A 15,244-nucleotide genomic window follows, 5' to 3' on the forward strand; every position below is an offset into this window, starting at 1 on the left:
GAACGGCCGGCTGTTCGACCCGCGCCTGGGCGTGTTCCTGCAGGCCGACCCGATGCTGCAGGACCCATTCAATCTGCAGAACTACAACCGCTACGGGTATTGCTACAACAACCCGATGGGGTGCACGGATCCGAGTGGGTATTTCTTCGGTATCGATGACGCGCTGTTCGTGTTCTTGGCGGTCACATCGGCCTATGTGGCCCATGAAGTTCCAGAGCTCAGGCCGTTCATCGGCTTGGCATGGTCCATCGCGCTGGGCGGCGCAGGCGGGCCGTTCACGGGCTTCACTGGGGCTGGTGTTGCAAACGCGGCGACAGCAGGCTTTATCTCAGGCGCCATTGCCAGCGGTGGCAGTTTGCAGGGAGGGTTGCAGGGGGCCTTCAGTGCAGGCATGTTCAATATGGCCGGCAATCTGATCAGCGGTGGCGATTTCCTGAGTGCGGGCGGCAAGGGTGCTGTCGAATGGAGCACACCGGCATCGGTTGCACTGCATGGCGTGGTCGGCTGCGTGACGAGCATGGCTGGCGGCGGCGAGTGCGGGGCCGGGGCCTTGAGCGCCGCGTTCAGCAAGGCTGTGAGTTCCACGAGCTATATGAAGGGCTTGTCGGCGAGGGCAGGAACTGATTTGAGTGCCAAGGTCGAGGGCACTATCATCAGCGCCGTGGTCGGTGGTACTGGCGCCGTGCTTGGAGGAGGGCGGTTTAGTAATGGGGCGGTGACCGGGGCGTTTGGGTATCTCTTTAATGAATTGCTTCACCAGCACGACGGTACCAAACAGGGGCGCCGGCTCGCACATCAGAGAGCTGGCTACGAAGAATACACTTACGCAGATGGAACAGTCTGCAACGGTGCGGGTGACGCGTCGTGTCATGTTCCTCCACAGAGTCGGTCTGGCGAGTATTCATATGGCAGGAATCAATGTGTGACTGCCGAGTGCGCGGCTGGCGTGCGGCCGGCGCCATCCGAGAACCGGACACAAGGCCAGATCGACGTCAGCCTCTGCGAGACAACGTGCGGTTGGCTCGGGCCAGGTGGTCCATTGCCAACTGGCCTTGGTAGAAAGCTGCTCGAATGGGCGGGGAAGTCAGCCGGCACTCAGGTGGGCTGCAAAGCGATTTGCGCTCCGCCGAAGAAGGAAGGATCCTGATTTTGGACCAGTTGAAGGACGGCGCGAAGCGTCCGTCAGTCGCGTTCGATGTTGTGCTGGTGGGCATTGGCATCGGCGTGGGACTGATTGCGCTGAATGCATGGCCAGGCGGTCACAACTGGCTAGACGCGAAGCTTTTTATTGCCCTCGGGGCGGTCAGCGGATATGGAGTTGCGCTTTTGCTCAAACTGTTGCGGTTGACCTTGCCCCTGAAAGCCGGATCACTTCCTGAGTGGTTGAATGCAGGCAGGGAGAACGGATGTGAAAAAGGCAACGTGGGTGCGGGACACGCTGGAGTTCAAACTCGAGGTGGTGCGACCGGTCAAGGGCGGACAGAGCGCGACGGCGGCGGCGAAGATCCTGGGGATCGCTGAGCCAGGTAGGGCAGCCAGGGGGGCAATGGGGTCACCGGGGCAATGGGGTCAGGCCTTAAATTTGAAGTCCTCGCAGCCTTCACCATGCATAGCCACTAGTATCCGCGCAAGACGCGCCGCTCGCGTCAAACCCTTTGAACCCAAGCTTGACTCGTGCGCCCATTGACCGTTCTTCCCTCACCACGGGTACTTTTGTTGGCCCTGATACCGCTCGCTCTGGCCGCAGCGCTGTTCGCCTATGTCCGCCACACGCTGGTCGCGGCACAGGCGTCAGAGGCCATAGTCAATGCCGGGCAGGCTAGTCCTGCAGCTCTGGCGAATCCAGTGCGGGAACAGGATTTCGTCGAGAAGTCCGGTCACGCCCCAACGCCCGAGGCCTTCATCACTGACCTGCGCGAACGGGTGGCTGTGGCACGCCTGGTGCTGGAAGCAGTGGCTGTACTGCCGGACGCCTGTCAAGACCTGGCGGCGTCGATCGAAGTGGCCTGCATGCATGCCAGTGTTGCTGGCAGCTATGCGGACCTGAAGCGGATGCTGGCTGACATGCTGGCACGGCATCCGCGACATTTGGTGCTGCGTGGCTTGCGGATGCAAAGGCGCGACGGGCTGAGCGGCACGATGGTGGCGGAACTGGATCTGGTGCTGATCGCGGGGCCGGGCGGCGCTGCGTGGCGCATGGATCGAAGCGCCAGTCTGGCGGGCGTCGCAGACCCAGCTGCACTTGCTGGCAACAGGCCGTGAGCGTGACGCCAAAAGCGAGTATTGCGGGCCTGCGACCGTGGATGCGCTGGCTGCTGGGTGGCAGCGTGTGCCTGACGCTGTTGTCCCTGCTGCTGCCCGCGAACGACGAGCAGTCCCCGCTTGTGGAGCCGCGGGGAGTAAGCCTGGCCTCGCCTGAAGCGGGCGCCGGCTTGAACGTGCCTCCCACTTCGGTTACGGCCGCGCTGACGCTGCCGGCGGAACTGCCACGGCAAACATTGGAAGCTGCCGAAGCGGATCTCTTCCTAGGCGTGCAGCCTCCGCCGCCCAAGCTCACGCCTGTGCAAGCCGCCGTACCAGCGCCGGCCGCGCCGCAGACACCGATGCTGAACTACCGCTTCCTGGGGCGCTTCGTGGCCCCCAATGGCGAGCCCATGGTCTATCTGAGCCGTCATGGCGACAACAAGGAATTCGCCATCACCGCCGGTACACAGTTAGACGAGGGCTTTGTCGTCGAAGCGATCAAGGCCGAGACGGTGGTGCTGCGCTACCCCCCGGCAGGAACCCGATTGAATCTGGCGATCCCTTCGGCAGAATCGCAGCCAGCACCTTGAGGCCTGGGTCTTGCGCCCACCTCTCACGAGCAAAAGAACGATATGCAGCATTTCGAGGGAAAGGCCTTCTTGCCGCTGGCAGATGGCGGGAGAGCAGGGATTGCATGGACGGGCGGGCGGCGGCCTGTCGCACAGCGCCATGTGCTGATCGCATTGCTTTGCGCAGCGGCATTGGGTGGCTGCGCTGAGCAGCGAATCCGCAACGAGTCGCAGCAGGCCTTGGCCGCTGGTGCCTACGAGCATGGCCTGCGTGGCCTGGAAGAAGGCCTGCGTCAGCATCCCGAGAGTGTGGCGCTGCGCAGCGGTCTGGTGCAGGCTCGCACCGAGGTGGCTTTGAAGCTGCTGAGCCAGGCCGAGGCCCAGTTGCAGGCCAAGCAATTGGACGAAGCTCAGCGCACGCTGGAGCGTGCCGATGCGCTGGACCCCGGCAATGCGCGGGTGCGCAGCCTGCTTGCCGGCCTGCTTGTTGAGCGGCGCCAGTCCCAGGCCTTGGACGAGGCTCAGGCCCAGCTGGCGCGTAAGCAGCCTGAGCAGGCGCTGCGCACCATTGCCAGCGCCTTGAAGGACAACAGCCGGCACGCCGGCTTGTTGGCACTGCAACACCGCATCGAGGGCGAGTCGCGTCAGCAGCAACTGCGTCAACAGCTGGGCGGCCTGGCAGAGTCGCGACCGATCTCGCTGGACTTCCGTGACGCCAGCCTGCGCACGGTGCTCGATGTGGTGACGCGCAACAGCGGCATCAACTTCATTCTCGACAAGGACATTCGCCCCGATGCCCGGGTCACCGTTTTTCTGCGCGGCGCGCGAGTTGAAGACGCCTTGGACCTGATCATTGGCACCAACCAGCTCGCCAAGAAGGTGATCGACGACAAGACGGTGCTGGTCTATCCCAACACGCCGGACAAGCAGCGCGAATACCAGGAGCAGGTGCTGCGGGTGTTCTACATCGCCAGTGCCGATGCAAAAGGCGCCGCCGCCTTTCTGAAGGCCATGCTGAAGATTCGCGACCCCTTTGTCGACGAACGAACCAATATGGTGGCGCTGCGCGAGTCGCCTGAGAACATCCAGCTGGCCGAACGCTTGATTGCGCTGTACGACGCCGGTGAACCCGAGGTGCTGCTCGATGTCGAAGTGCTGGAGGTCAGCAGCAACCGGCTGTCCGAGCTGGGCGTGGCCCTGCCCAATGCTTTCAGCCTGACCGCACTGCCACCGGCCGGGCAGGCCAATCTGACGCTGGGCAATGTGCGCGACCTGACGCGTGATCGCATCACGCTGGGCGTGGGCAGTGCGACTGTGCACCTTCGCCGTGAGGTGGGTGACTTCACGACCCTGGCCAACCCGAAGATTCGAGCGCGCAGCAAGGAGAAGGCCAAGATCATGATCGGGGACAAGATCCCGGTCGTCTCGGCCACCACGGGCCAAGCCGGCTTTGTGGCCGATACCGTCAGCTATATCGACGTTGGTCTGAAGCTCGAGGTGGAGCCAACGGTCTATGCCAATGATGAGGTGGCCATGCGCATTGCGCTCGAAGTCAGCACCTTGGGCACGGCCACCAAGACCCAGTCCGGTACCTTGGCCTATCAGATCGGCACCCGCAATGCCAGCACGCTGCTGCGCCTGCGTGACAACGAAACCCAGCTGCTGGCCGGCCTGATCAGCAAGGATGAGGGCAGCAGTGCCACACGGGTGCCGGGCTTGGGCGACTTGCCGGCTCTGGGGCGCCTCTTCTCCAACACGACCGACACGACCAAGCGCACCGAACTGGTACTGGCCATCACGCCCCATGTACTGCGCAATATCCGCCAGCCTGATGCCAGTGAGACCGAGTTGTGGGTGGGCACGGACCAGATGCCCAGGATGCGCCCGATTGGTGGGCTTGGCGGGCAGCGGGCCACTGCGCCTGAGAGTGCGACTGCCTTGGCGCCCGCCCCCATGGCGGCCCAGCCACTCGCCGCTGAAGCAGGCGCTGCAAGTGCAGTCAGTACTCTGCAGTACCGCTGGATTGCGCCCACAGAAATCCGCCAAGGCGAAGTGTTCGACGTTCAGCTTCTGCAGGATGGCAATGAGAGCCTCCGTGGTGCAATGCTGGAGCTGAGTTTTGCGCCGGACAAGTTGCAGCTCTTGGAAGCGACGGAGGGCGAGTTCTACAAGCAGGACGGTGCAGCGACCAGCGTGTCTCGCGCCGGCGGTGAGGGCAAGGATGGGCATTTACGATTCGGTGTGATGCGCAACAGCGCCACCGGCATGGCGGGCAAGGGCACGGCGCTGCGCCTGCGCTTCAAGGCTTTGGCCGCCGGTGCGGCGGAGCTGCGCCTGGATGCGGCTAGACCGCTGTTGCTGCGTGCCACCGAGCTTGCCCCGCAACTGCCCGCAGCGCTGACGCTGCAAGTGCGCTGACCGGTGGCGTGTATGCGCGCGTCAAGTCGTCGATTTCGCGGCTACACGCTGGTGGAGCTGTTGGTTGTGCTGGCCGTGATGGGCTTGTTGGCGGGGCTGGCCATGCCACTGGCGGAAATGACGGTGCAACGCGAACGTGAACGCGAGTTGCGTCGTGCCCTGTGGGAGATCCGCGATGCCATCGATGGCTACAGGCAGGCCTGCGAGCAGGGCGTGATTGTTCAAGCACGCAAGGGGCCGCCCTATCCCGCCAGCCTGAAGGAATTGACCGAGGCACATGAAGATCAACGCGCTTCGCATCAAGGTGAGCTGCGGCGCTTTTTGCGCAGGGTGCCACGAGATCCCTTCGCCGAGCCTGGTCTGCCGGCTGAGCAGACCTGGGGCCTGAGGAGCTATGCCTCGGACGCGGACAAGCCGCAAGCTGGCAACGAGGTCTACGACGTGTATTCGCGGGCCACAGGGACGGGGCTCAACGGCATTCCCTTGAGCCAATGGTGAGGTCAGCGTGAAAAGGCTTTCGAGATCGCGGTGGGGCTTCACCATCATCGAGTTGCTGGTGGTGCTCGCTGCCATCGGCTTGCTGCTTTCAGTCGCTGCGCCGCGCTACATCCAGCACCTGGACCATGCGCGCGATGTGGCCCTGCGCCATGACCTGCAGGCCCTGCGCCTGGCGATCGATCAGTTTCATGCCGATCAGGGGCGCTATCCCAAGGCTCTGGACGAACTGGTAGTGCAGCACTATTTGCGGGCCCTGCCGATCGACCCGATCACCGGGCGTGCCGACAGCTGGGTCTTGATTCAGGCACAGGCCAGAACGGATGTGGCAAGCGGCTTGCAGGCCGGTACCGGGATCCGCGATGTGCGCAGTGGTGCCCCCGGCAGGGGCAGCGACGGGACCGCCTATGCGCAGTGGTGAACGATATCGCGACGGGCATCGTGGATCATCACAGGCCGGCTTTAGCCTGGTCTTCATGCTGCTGCTGGTGGCGCTGATGGGGCTTGGCATGGCCGCCGTGGGGCCGCTGTGGGCGCAGCAGACGCAGCGCGAGCAGGAGGCTGAGTTGCTGCGTGTTGGAGGTCTGTATGCCGCCGCCATTGAAGCCTACCGTGATGGCTCGCCTGGCCTGGCCAAGGAGTACCCCGCCAGGCTGGAGGATCTGCTTGATGATCGCCGCTTCATCGGACTGACACGACATATGCGTCGGCTCTATCCAGACCCGATGATGCCCAGCCGCCCCTGGGGGACGGTGCTTGATGCCGCCGGACGAATCAGAGCTGTCTACAGCCAAGGGGCGGAGCGGCCGCTGCAGCGGCAGACGATCGAGCTTGGCATGGCGCGACTGCCAGTGGCCGATCATTACAGTGACTGGAAATTTGGCCCGGAGGAGTTGAGGCAATGAAGAAGATGATGGGCTGGCGCGATCGGTACCGTCGCGGTTTCACCTTGCTGGAGTTGCTGGTGGTGATTCTGATCATCGGGATGCTGACAGGCATCGTCGCACCGCGTTTCGTCGGCCAGTTGTCACGTTCCGAGGTCACGACGGCGCGAGCGCAGATCGATGCACTGGACAAGGCCCTGCAGGGCTTTCGGATTGATATGGGGCGCTATCCGACTGCGGGTGAGGGCCTGCAAGCGCTCACCGTTGCTCCCGCCAACGACGGACGCTGGCGCGGCCCCTACCTGAAAGGTGTCGTGCCCCTGGATCCCTGGGGCACGCCCTATCAGTACCGGCAACCGGGCAGCAATGGGCGCGACTTTGACCTCGTCAGCCTGGGCAAGGATCGTGCTCTGGGTGGCACGGGCGATGACGCCGACATCAGCGCGCCCTGAAACCTTCTGCACCAGGCTCAGCATCGCCGATGGACTTCCTGATTCGCCTCTTTGACCCGCGCAGCGCCGAGGTGCGAGAAGCGCGTGTCGATGCTGCGTCCAAGGCCGAGCTCGAAGCGCGCTTTGCCGCTGGACCAGAGGTGCTGCTCTCGGCCGAAGCGGTGAAGCAGCGCAGCACGCGCTTGCCTCGAGGGCGGCTCGATGTGGCGTGGTGGGCCAGGGAGCTGCGTACCTTGCTGATGGCGGGCATGACCGTGGTTGAGGCTGTGGAGACCTTGAACACTCAGATGATGGCTGCAATGGTGGGACAGACGCGGGCCCAATGGCATGAGCACTTGCTTGCCCGACTGCGAGAGGGGCAGTCGCTGTCGCAGGCCATGCAATCAACCGGCAGTTTTCCTGCTGTGCTGATCGCTGGCGTGCGTGCCAGCGAGCGGACCAGCAATCTGGTCGACGCGCTCAACGACTACCTGGGCTATCACGAGATGCTCGAGCGCCTGCGCAAGCAGCTGATCAGCGCGTCCATCTATCCCGCCTTGGTGGTGGGCCTGGGTACGCTGATCAGCCTGTTCTTGCTGCTTTTCGTCGTGCCTCGCTTCTCGCAGATCTACAACGGCCTGCACGGCCAGCGCAGCACCGTGACCTCGATGCTGCTGGGGCTGAGTCAGCTGCTGCAGGGCAGGCTTCGCTGGGTGCTGCTGGCGCTTGCACTGCTGTTGCTAGGCATGGCCTGGGCCTGGCGCAGCGGCCGCCTGCAAGACATGCTGCGTGCAGCGCTGCTGAGCATTGGCCCGCTGCGGCGGCAGTGGGATGAATTCCTGCTGGCCAAACTTTTCCATTCGCTGACGCTGATGTACCGTGGTGGCTATGCCTTGGACGAGGCCTTGCGTTTGTGCGCCGGGCTGGAGCTTGGCGCCGGGCTTCGCGAACGCATGCTGCAGGCCGAGATGGCGCTGATGCAGGGGCAGCGCGTTTCGGCGGCGCTCGGCGAGGCCGGCCTGACCGACCTTGTCACGCGGCGCCTGCTCGCGGTTGGTGAACGCACCGGCAATTTCGACCGCATCCTGCAGACCATTGCCGAGCGGCACGCGCAAAACTTCTCGACCTTCATAGAGCGGACCACTCGCCTTGTGGAGCCGGTGCTGCTATTGCTGGTGGCGCTGTTGGTCGGCGGGCTGGTGGTGATGATGTACATGCCCATCTTTGATGTGGCGACCAGTGTTTCCTGATGAAAGCCAGCCTGTGACGACAAGCTTGATCGAACAAGTCCAAGTGGCACGGCGCCAGCAACAAGCGGGCGCGGGTACGGTTCTGGATGCCTTGCTACGTGTCAGCGACGACCCTCAGGCCCTGCTGCTGCGCCTTCAGAACGAGGCAGGTGTGGCCGTGCTGCAGACGGCTGCCGCCTCGAGTGCCGATTTCAGCCGCCTGCCGCTGGAGCAGTGCCGCAGCTGGCAATGCGTGCCGCTGCGCGATGCGGGCGCGTCACGCTGGCGTCTGGCCATGGCCGACCCCTGGGACGAGCGGGTGCTGCGCCAGGCGACAACGGCCTTGGGGGAGGTTCCCGAGCTACTGGCCGCAACGACCGCGCAACTGCAGCAGTGGCTGGCGGTGCCCGCCGGCAATCAGGCGCCGGCTGCAAGGCGGGATGCGACCGGGCCGGTGGTCGAGTTCGTCGATGCAGCCATCGACGCCGGCTTCCGCGGCGGTGCCAGCGACATCCACTTCGAATGCGGCCGCACAGGGGTGGTCGTGAAGCTTCGACAGGACGGTGTGATGCGCCCGTTCGCACAGTTGGACGACAACCAGCGTGCCGCGGAGGTGATTTCGCGGATCAAGGTTATGGCGCAGCTCGACATCACCGAGACGCGCATGCCACAGGATGGACGCTTCCGCTTCCAGATGCCCGAGGGGCCGATCGATCTGCGCGTATCCATCATGCCCAGCGTGTTTGGCGAGGATGCCGTGCTGCGCCTGCTCGACAAGGCGCAGTTGCGCGGCCGGGCCGCTGCGGTGAGCCTGGATCTGTTGGGTTTTGATGCCGACAGCGCCATGCGGATCCGTGAGCTGGCCGAACTACCGCATGGCATGCTGCTGGTCACGGGGCCGACGGGCAGCGGCAAGACCACCACCGTCTATGCCACCCTGGCTGAGATCAACACCGGCATCGAGAAGATCATCACCATCGAGGATCCGGTCGAATACGAGCTGCCCGGTGTGCTGCAGATCCCGGTCAATGAACGTAAGGGGCTGACCTTTGCCAAAGGACTGCGCTCCATCCTGCGGCACGATCCAGACCGCATTCTGGTCGGCGAGATTCGCGACGCCGAAACGGCGGAGATCGCGGTGCAGTCGGCGCTGACCGGGCACCAGGTCTTCACCACTGTCCATGCCAACAGCATCTATGACGTGACCGGGCGTTTCCGCCACTTCGGGCTCGATATGTTCGGCTTCATGGCATCTCTCAATGGCGTGGTGGTGCAACGCCTGGTTCGCCGGCTGTGCTCGCACTGCGTGTCGGCACGAGTTCCGACAGACCGCGAGTCACGTTGGCTGTCCGGCCTTGGTTTTCATGCGCAGTCGGTGCCGGACGCGCAGGGCTGCGATCAATGCAATGGCACTGGCTATCGCGGGCGTTTGGTCATCGCCGAAGTTCATCTGATCGACGACGGCTTTCGGGACCTGGTGATTGGCATGCAGCCGGTGTCCGCATTGCGCGAGCACATCGCAAGGCAAGGGACAAGCAGTCTTTCGACGCAGGCCGCGCGCCTCGTGATTGGCGGCATCAGCAGTGCAGAGGAGATCAAGCGTGTGGTTGGCTGGCTCTGAGGTTTCAGACCTCTACATCGGAACGCGGGCGACCTTGCTTGCGCAGGGGGCAGACGTGCTCCAGGCGCGGTCACATGCGGGATTCGACGACGCGCTCGTTGGCGTTGCATCGCTGGCCGAGCAGATCAAGCCCAAGGCTGCGCTTCGCGTCTGGCTCAGTGGCGGACTTTGCCGACCTTTTCTGCTGCCAGCCATGCCGGAGCTGAAGGATGGGGCTGAACGGCGGCGCGCCGCGCTTGCCATCGCCAGGCAGGGTTGTGCGCTCGATGGTGAGCTCGAGCTCCGAATGGTGAAGCCGGCCTCTACGCTGGCTCAAATCGGCATGGCCCTTGAAAAGCGGGTATTGGATGCGATCTTGCAGCAACTTGCAGGTCTGCCGCTGCAGATGCTGGCGCCTTGGTGGATGAACGCCTTGAATTGTCTGCTCAAAATTAGGCCTGAGCTGCAGTGCATTGGGGTGCAGGACTGCGATGCATTGACGGTGCTGCGAGGCCGTGGTGGTCAGTTTGAGCAGGTCAGCACCCTGGCACCTTCATACGACATAGAGTCCGCCAAGGCTGGGTACAGACGCATGCAATTCTCGTCATCGCTCGCGCCCGATCGGGTGGCGCCACTGCTGGTGCTTCGGGCCAACCGTTCCGGCAGCGATGTCAGCGGGCTGCCGACAGGCCTGGCCCTGAGCTCGTTCGTGAGCATGGAGCGCTGATGCACTCGTTAAATATGAGCTTTGTGCCGCCATCGCCGTGGCCACAACGCCTGCTCTGCGGCCTGCTGGTGCTGGTCTTGGCACTCACGCTGCTGCTCAGCGCATTGGGCTGGCGGGACTACCGGGCCTTGCAGAAACTGCGCACGCAGCAAGCCGACCAACGCGCCACCGAGCAAGCGAGCGATGCCGAGCGACTGCGGCTGCGCGCCGCCGCTCTAGCGCCCAAGCCCTACCAAAAGCAGGCCGAACTGCTCTGGCGCTCAGCGGCTTTCCCGCTGCAAGGGGTGCTGCATGCGCTGGAGTCGAACTTGCGACCTGGCCTCCGACTCACTCAGTTTGAGCTGATCACTGCTGAGGCCCGGCTGCGTGCGGAAGTGGAATACCAGAGCCAGGCGGAGTTGCTGAGCTTCATCGATCAGCTCAATGCCGGAGAGCCAGGCCGGCCCTGGCAGCTGCTGCAGATGCGCAATAGCGCCGGCAACGCTGGCGTCGCCTCGATTCAGGCCATCTTGCCTGTGCGATTGGAGAGCCCCGGGCAACACTCGGCCATCGACGCTTCAAGCGCGGCCAAGCGGCTCGCAAAGCCGATCTGGCCTACAGATTCACCGCAAACAGCCGCTTCATGAACTGCTTCTTGAAGCTATTGGCCTGGTCCAGCCCCAGCCGCTCGAGGTAGGCCTGCGGCACCGGGCGCTCGCCGCTGAGGCTCTTCAGGATCATCAGCACCAGTTCAAGCGGATGGGCGCTGGCGTGCTTGAGCTTTTTGAGCGTGCGCACGATCACTAGCTCATCGGCCGTCAGGTCGGTGCCGAAGGGGAAGTCGGGCAGCAGGCCTTCATTGCGCCAGGGGCGCAGCCGTTCGCGCAGCGTGGCCGGCAGATTGGCGCGATAGCGCTCGGGCAGCTGGTAGTCGGCGGCCAGCTTGCCGTGGGCCTTGGCGGTGGCGAGCAGCTCGTCCTGGAAGCGCGAGTCGGCAATGGCCAGCAGGCGCTTGATGACTTCGGCATCGCATTGGCCACGCAGATCGGCAACGCCGTATTCGGTGATGACGATATCGCGCAGATGGCGCGGAATCGTCGTGTTGGCACAGTCCCAGACGATGCTGCTGCGCAGGCCCTGGTGGTTGTCGTGAGTCGCGCGCAGCATCAGGATGGAGCGGGCGTCGGGCAGCGCATGGCCCATGGCAACAAAGTTGTACTGGCCGCCCACGCCAGACACCACCCGCGCCGGGTCCAGCGCGTCGGAGGCCGCGGCGCCCAGCAGCGTCATCTGCATCGTCGTGTTCATGAAGCGCGCCTTGACGCGCTGTGCCCGCTTCAGCTGCTCGCTGGCCAGCCCATCGCCATACAGCTCGTTGATGAAGCCGATCCGCGTCATCGCGATGCGGGCGCGCTCCTCATCGCTGAGATCGCGCAGCCGTTGGTAGAAATCGCGCGGGCCGAGGAAAAAACCGCCGTGCATCACCTGACCACCGCGCCAGCGGGTGCCGAGCAGAGGCTGCAGCGCCTGCACCGCGCTGCGCTCATCCAGCCGCGCGCTGAAGACCTGACCCTCGGCATGCAGTTCCTCGCCGATCAGGCGCACCTCTGTCCGCAGCAGACCACAGTGCTGCAGAAAGCGCAGATCCTCGGCGTGCAGGGGGCTGGCAATGCGGCCGCTGGCCAGCAGGGCCTGCAGGGCACTGAGATTGGGGGCCTCGCCGAGCACGCCCAGATTGGCCAGCTGCTGCAGGCCGAGGTCGTCGAACACCTCGCGGCGCAGGAGGCCGGCGTCAATCAGGCGCATGAAGCCGTTGACGAACATTTCCGAGCAGCCGTAGAGGCCTTGATCAAAGCGCTGCAGTTCGCGCTCGGCGCTGCCGTCGGGGCACAGCGAGCTGAGGATGTGACGAAAGGCCGGGTTGTTCTGCTCGCGCACGATCAGCGCCTGGGCAATCGCATCGCCGAGCGAGCCGATGCCGATCTGCAGCGTGCCGCCATCGGGTACCAGGCTGGCTGCGTGCAGGCCGATCGCATAGTCGGCCCAGCCGACGGCGGCATTCGGCGGCGCAAACAGCGCGTGGCTGCTGCCCGGGGCGTCGATCAGCAGATCGACATGGCGCGCCGGGCACAAGGCGGTGCCGCCCATGAAGGGCAGCTGCTCGTTCAGCACGGCCACCCGCAGCAGCGGCCGGCCGGCAGCAGCCATCTTCTCGATCAGGTCCAGGGTCAGGTCGGGATTGCAGCTGAGGCTGAGCAGCGGTGGCCCCTCGGGCGCTGTGGGGTCAGGTCTTGCCGCCACGGCCTGGGCGATCAGGTTGACGCCCAGCGCCATCATGTCGCGCACCACAAAGCTGTAATTGGTGCTCACGTAAGCCTGCTGGGCCGCGCTGTTGTCCAGGTAGTCGCCGGTCTTCAGAAAGAACTCGTGAACCTCGATGTTCGGCGGCAGGGCGGCGGCGCGGGAGTCCTTCACATAGTCCAGGTCCGGGTAGTCGGCGAACACGCGCTCGACCAGCGGCTCCAGGAAATGCTGCTCCAGCTCGCTCTTGCCGACCGGCTTTTCCAGTGACAGCGCGGTAAAGATCTTCAGCCGGCGGCTGCCCTCGGCCTTGATGCGGCGGTAGAGCGCATTGACGAAGGGATTGGGTTTGCCCAGCCCCAGCGGGATGGCCATGACGATCTCGTCGCCCAGGCGGGCCAGTACCTCGTCGATGGCGGCGTCCATTCGATCGAATCGCTGCATGCGCTTGTCTCCGTTGTTCTGGCCTCCAGTGTCGGGCCGCCAAGACCTAGTCGCCTTGATATGTGACAAGTTGAGGGCGTGGCCATGTTATGGAATGTCCGCGCTGTGACATTTTGTTTCGTGTCGCCGGCCCCTGCTTTAGGGGGCTCGGCGGCCCGCAGCCTCCGCCTGTGCTGCAATACGGGTCTTGTACAAGATTCGGTATTGGGATGCAGTCAGATCAGTTCGATGAGCCACGCTGGCTGCCGGTGCTGGATCGCTGGGTGCAGAAGCTGGGCATGACGCGTGCCTTGCTACTGCTGTGCGGCACGGTCTGGTTGCTGGCGGTAGGCATGTCGCAGCTGGCGATCACGCTGATGGGCCAGGGCAATCGGACGATTGCCACGGTGAGCTCCAGCGTCTGCGCGCTGAGCATCACCTCGGTGTTCGGCTATGTCTTCTTGCGCCTGGTCGTTCACTTGGAACAGGCGCGCAAGAGCATGCTGCGCCATGCCACGCAGGACGCGCTGACCGGCACCTTCAACCGCCGCTACTTTCTCGAGCAGGTCGGCCGTGAATGGGCGCGGGCGCGTCGTTACGACACCGCCTGCGCGCTGCTGCTGATCGATGTGGATCATTTCAAGCGCGTCAACGACAGCTTTGGCCACCTCTGTGGCGATACCGTGCTGCGCCAGATCGCCGATGTCAGCGGCGAGACCCTGCGCCAGGCCGATGTGCTGGCCCGCTTTGGCGGCGAGGAGTTCATCGTCTTTCTGCCGCACACCGACCCGCTGGGCGCGCTGGACGTGGCCGAGCGCATCCGCGAGCGGGTCGAGGCGCTGAACCTCAGCTGGAATGGCAAATCGGTGCCGCTGTCCATCAGCGTGGGTGTGGCGGCGCTGGGCATCGAGCACCAGACCTTGGATCAGCTGATCCACGACGCCGACGAAGCGCTGTACGCCGCCAAGGCCTCGGGCCGCAACTGTGTGCGCGCCGGTGCCGGGCTGCTGCCGGGCCGCTCCAGCGTGTTCAGCGGCTGAGCATGCAGCTGCTGGATGCCGCGGCCACCGCTGCACGGCTGCCCTATGAACGCCTGATTCCCGCCGTGGCCGAGGCCATGCTGGCGCTGCGCGATGGTCGGCTGCACAGCTGCACGCGCAGTGTGCTGCCGCTGCCCGAGGGCGGCAGTTATCTGGCCATGCCTTGCACCGATGAGCGCTATGCGATCTGCAAGCTGGTCAGCGTCAATCCGGCCAATCGAGCCCGGGGTCTGCCCACCATCCATGGCCGCGTGCTGGCCAGTGACGCCGCTACCGGCGTGCCGCTGGCCTTGCTCGATGGCGCGACGGTGACGGCGCGGCGCACCGCCGCGGTCAGCCTGCTGGGCATCGAAACCCTGCTGGGCCGCCCCCCGCAAGACCTGACCCTGGTCGGCACCGGCCAGCAGGCGGCCAGCCATCTGGAGGCGTTGCTGAGCCGCTGGCCGGGCCTGCGCATTCGCGTGGTCGGGCGCACGCTGGCAGCGGCTGAAGCATTTGTTCGCCAGCAGCCCCGGGCTGGCCTGCAGGCGGCTTCATTGCCTGATGCGCTGCAGCGCTGCGACTGCGTGCTGGCAGCCACCACGGCGCTGACGCCGGTGCTGCCTGAAGGCATCGCCGACGCCACGCTGATCGTCGGCATTGGCAGCTTCACACCGCAGATGGCCGAACTGCCCAGCGGGGAGTTGCGCCGCCGCCAGGTCTTTGTCGACGATGCCGATGGCGCCCGCCACGAGGCCGGTGATCTGCTGCAGGCCGGTGTCGATTGGCAGTCAGTGCGTGGCTTGGCCGATCTGCTGGACGCTCGCCTCGCGCTGCCTTCGGGCCCCAAGGCCTACAAGACCGTGGGCCACGCGGCCTGGGATCTGGCGGCCGTGCATTGCGCGCTCGGTTGAAGCCTGCGCCC

General features: G+C 64.7%; 16 protein-coding genes. 15 read left to right on the plus strand and 1 reads right to left on the minus strand.

Annotated elements, in window-relative coordinates; translation table 11 throughout:
- From RQP53_RS00005 to RQP53_RS00065, 13 genes are all read left to right on the plus strand, one after another.
- A partial coding sequence (locus RQP53_RS00005) for an RHS repeat-associated core domain-containing protein (RefSeq protein WP_315647865.1) occupies positions 1-1,147 on the plus strand: 1,147 nt, incomplete at its 5' end.
- 2 nt (positions 1,148-1,149) lie between these two features.
- On the plus strand, positions 1,150-1,521 hold the full coding sequence (locus RQP53_RS00010) for a hypothetical protein (protein ID WP_315647866.1): 372 nt from the start codon (positions 1,150-1,152) through the stop codon (positions 1,519-1,521).
- Between the two features lie 153 nt (positions 1,522-1,674).
- Entirely contained in the window at positions 1,675-2,262 is a 588-nt protein-coding gene (locus tag RQP53_RS00015; protein ID WP_315647868.1) for a hypothetical protein, read from the plus strand.
- 41 nt (positions 2,263-2,303) lie between these two features.
- Positions 2,304-2,834: a hypothetical protein gene (locus RQP53_RS00020; RefSeq protein ID WP_315647869.1), complete on the plus strand. Its 531-nt coding sequence runs from the start codon at positions 2,304-2,306 to the stop codon at positions 2,832-2,834.
- A 219-nt stretch (positions 2,835-3,053) separates the two neighbouring features.
- Positions 3,054-5,231, plus strand: coding sequence for a secretin GspD/PilQ domain-containing protein (locus RQP53_RS00025; protein WP_315647870.1), 2,178 nt, complete (start codon positions 3,054-3,056; stop codon positions 5,229-5,231).
- Positions 5,232-5,243: 12 nt separating this feature from the next.
- On the plus strand, positions 5,244-5,729 hold the full coding sequence (locus RQP53_RS00030) for a prepilin-type N-terminal cleavage/methylation domain-containing protein (RefSeq protein WP_315647871.1): 486 nt from the start codon (positions 5,244-5,246) through the stop codon (positions 5,727-5,729).
- A gap of 7 nt (positions 5,730-5,736) precedes the next feature.
- Positions 5,737-6,147: a type II secretion system protein gene (locus tag RQP53_RS00035; protein ID WP_315647873.1), complete on the plus strand. Its 411-nt coding sequence runs from the start codon at positions 5,737-5,739 to the stop codon at positions 6,145-6,147.
- A gap of 55 nt (positions 6,148-6,202) precedes the next feature.
- Positions 6,203-6,631: a type II secretion system protein gene (locus tag RQP53_RS00040; RefSeq protein WP_315647875.1), complete on the plus strand. Its 429-nt coding sequence runs from the start codon at positions 6,203-6,205 to the stop codon at positions 6,629-6,631.
- Positions 6,628-7,062, plus strand: a complete 435-nt coding sequence (gene gspG / locus RQP53_RS00045; protein WP_315647876.1) for a type II secretion system major pseudopilin GspG — start codon at positions 6,628-6,630, stop codon at positions 7,060-7,062. The genes RQP53_RS00040 and gspG overlap by 4 nt, the downstream gene beginning before the upstream one ends.
- A 29-nt stretch (positions 7,063-7,091) precedes the next feature.
- Positions 7,092-8,291 carry a type II secretion system F family protein gene (locus RQP53_RS00050; RefSeq protein ID WP_315647877.1) on the plus strand — a complete coding sequence of 400 codons (1,200 nt, stop codon included), beginning with the start codon at positions 7,092-7,094 and terminating at the stop codon, positions 8,289-8,291.
- 151 nt (positions 8,292-8,442) lie between these two features.
- Positions 8,443-9,891, plus strand: coding sequence for a GspE/PulE family protein (locus tag RQP53_RS00055; RefSeq protein WP_315647878.1), 1,449 nt, complete (start codon positions 8,443-8,445; stop codon positions 9,889-9,891).
- Complete coding sequence (locus RQP53_RS00060) at positions 9,872-10,597, plus strand: hypothetical protein (protein WP_315647879.1); 726 nt, start codon at positions 9,872-9,874, stop codon at positions 10,595-10,597. Before RQP53_RS00055 ends, RQP53_RS00060 begins: the two co-directional genes overlap by 20 nt.
- Complete coding sequence (locus RQP53_RS00065) at positions 10,597-11,223, plus strand: hypothetical protein (RefSeq protein WP_315647880.1); 627 nt, start codon at positions 10,597-10,599, stop codon at positions 11,221-11,223. The genes RQP53_RS00060 and RQP53_RS00065 overlap by 1 nt, the downstream gene beginning before the upstream one ends.
- On the opposite strand, the gene RQP53_RS00070 is transcribed toward RQP53_RS00065, so the two are convergent.
- Entirely contained in the window at positions 11,192-13,321 is a 2,130-nt protein-coding gene (locus tag RQP53_RS00070; protein ID WP_315647881.1) for an acetyl-CoA hydrolase/transferase C-terminal domain-containing protein, read from the minus strand. The two genes, RQP53_RS00065 and RQP53_RS00070, sit on opposite strands and share 32 nt — an antisense overlap.
- A 209-nt stretch (positions 13,322-13,530) precedes the next feature.
- On the opposite strand from RQP53_RS00070, the gene RQP53_RS00075 reads away from it, so the two are divergent.
- Together RQP53_RS00075 and RQP53_RS00080 are read left to right on the plus strand one after the other, a co-directional pair.
- Complete coding sequence (locus tag RQP53_RS00075; RefSeq protein WP_315647882.1) at positions 13,531-14,340, plus strand: GGDEF domain-containing protein; 810 nt, start codon at positions 13,531-13,533, stop codon at positions 14,338-14,340.
- A gap of 2 nt (positions 14,341-14,342) precedes the next feature.
- Positions 14,343-15,233: a delta(1)-pyrroline-2-carboxylate reductase family protein gene (locus tag RQP53_RS00080; protein ID WP_315647884.1), complete on the plus strand. Its 891-nt coding sequence runs from the start codon at positions 14,343-14,345 to the stop codon at positions 15,231-15,233.
- Positions 15,234-15,244: the final 11 nt, after the last annotated feature.

Source organism: Roseateles aquae (assembly GCF_032337115.1).
GTDB lineage: Bacteria > Pseudomonadota > Gammaproteobacteria > Burkholderiales > Burkholderiaceae_C > Roseateles_C > Roseateles_C aquae.

Coding starts and splice junctions, on each gene's coding strand:
- RQP53_RS00080 (WP_315647884.1), top strand. CDS start 14,343: ATGCAGCTGCTGGATGCCGCGGCCACCGCTGCACGGCTGCCCTATGAA.
- RQP53_RS00020 (WP_315647869.1), top strand. CDS start 2,304: ATGCGCTGGCTGCTGGGTGGCAGCGTGTGCCTGACGCTGTTGTCCCTG.
- RQP53_RS00050 (WP_315647877.1), top strand. CDS start 7,092: ATGGACTTCCTGATTCGCCTCTTTGACCCGCGCAGCGCCGAGGTGCGA.
- RQP53_RS00070 (WP_315647881.1), bottom strand. CDS start 13,321: ATGCAGCGATTCGATCGAATGGACGCCGCCATCGACGAGGTACTGGCC.
- RQP53_RS00075 (WP_315647882.1), top strand. CDS start 13,531: ATGCAGTCAGATCAGTTCGATGAGCCACGCTGGCTGCCGGTGCTGGAT.
- gspG (WP_315647876.1), top strand. CDS start 6,628: ATGAAGAAGATGATGGGCTGGCGCGATCGGTACCGTCGCGGTTTCACC.
- RQP53_RS00030 (WP_315647871.1), top strand. CDS start 5,244: ATGCGCGCGTCAAGTCGTCGATTTCGCGGCTACACGCTGGTGGAGCTG.
- RQP53_RS00065 (WP_315647880.1), top strand. CDS start 10,597: ATGCACTCGTTAAATATGAGCTTTGTGCCGCCATCGCCGTGGCCACAA.
- RQP53_RS00040 (WP_315647875.1), top strand. CDS start 6,203: ATGCTGCTGCTGGTGGCGCTGATGGGGCTTGGCATGGCCGCCGTGGGG.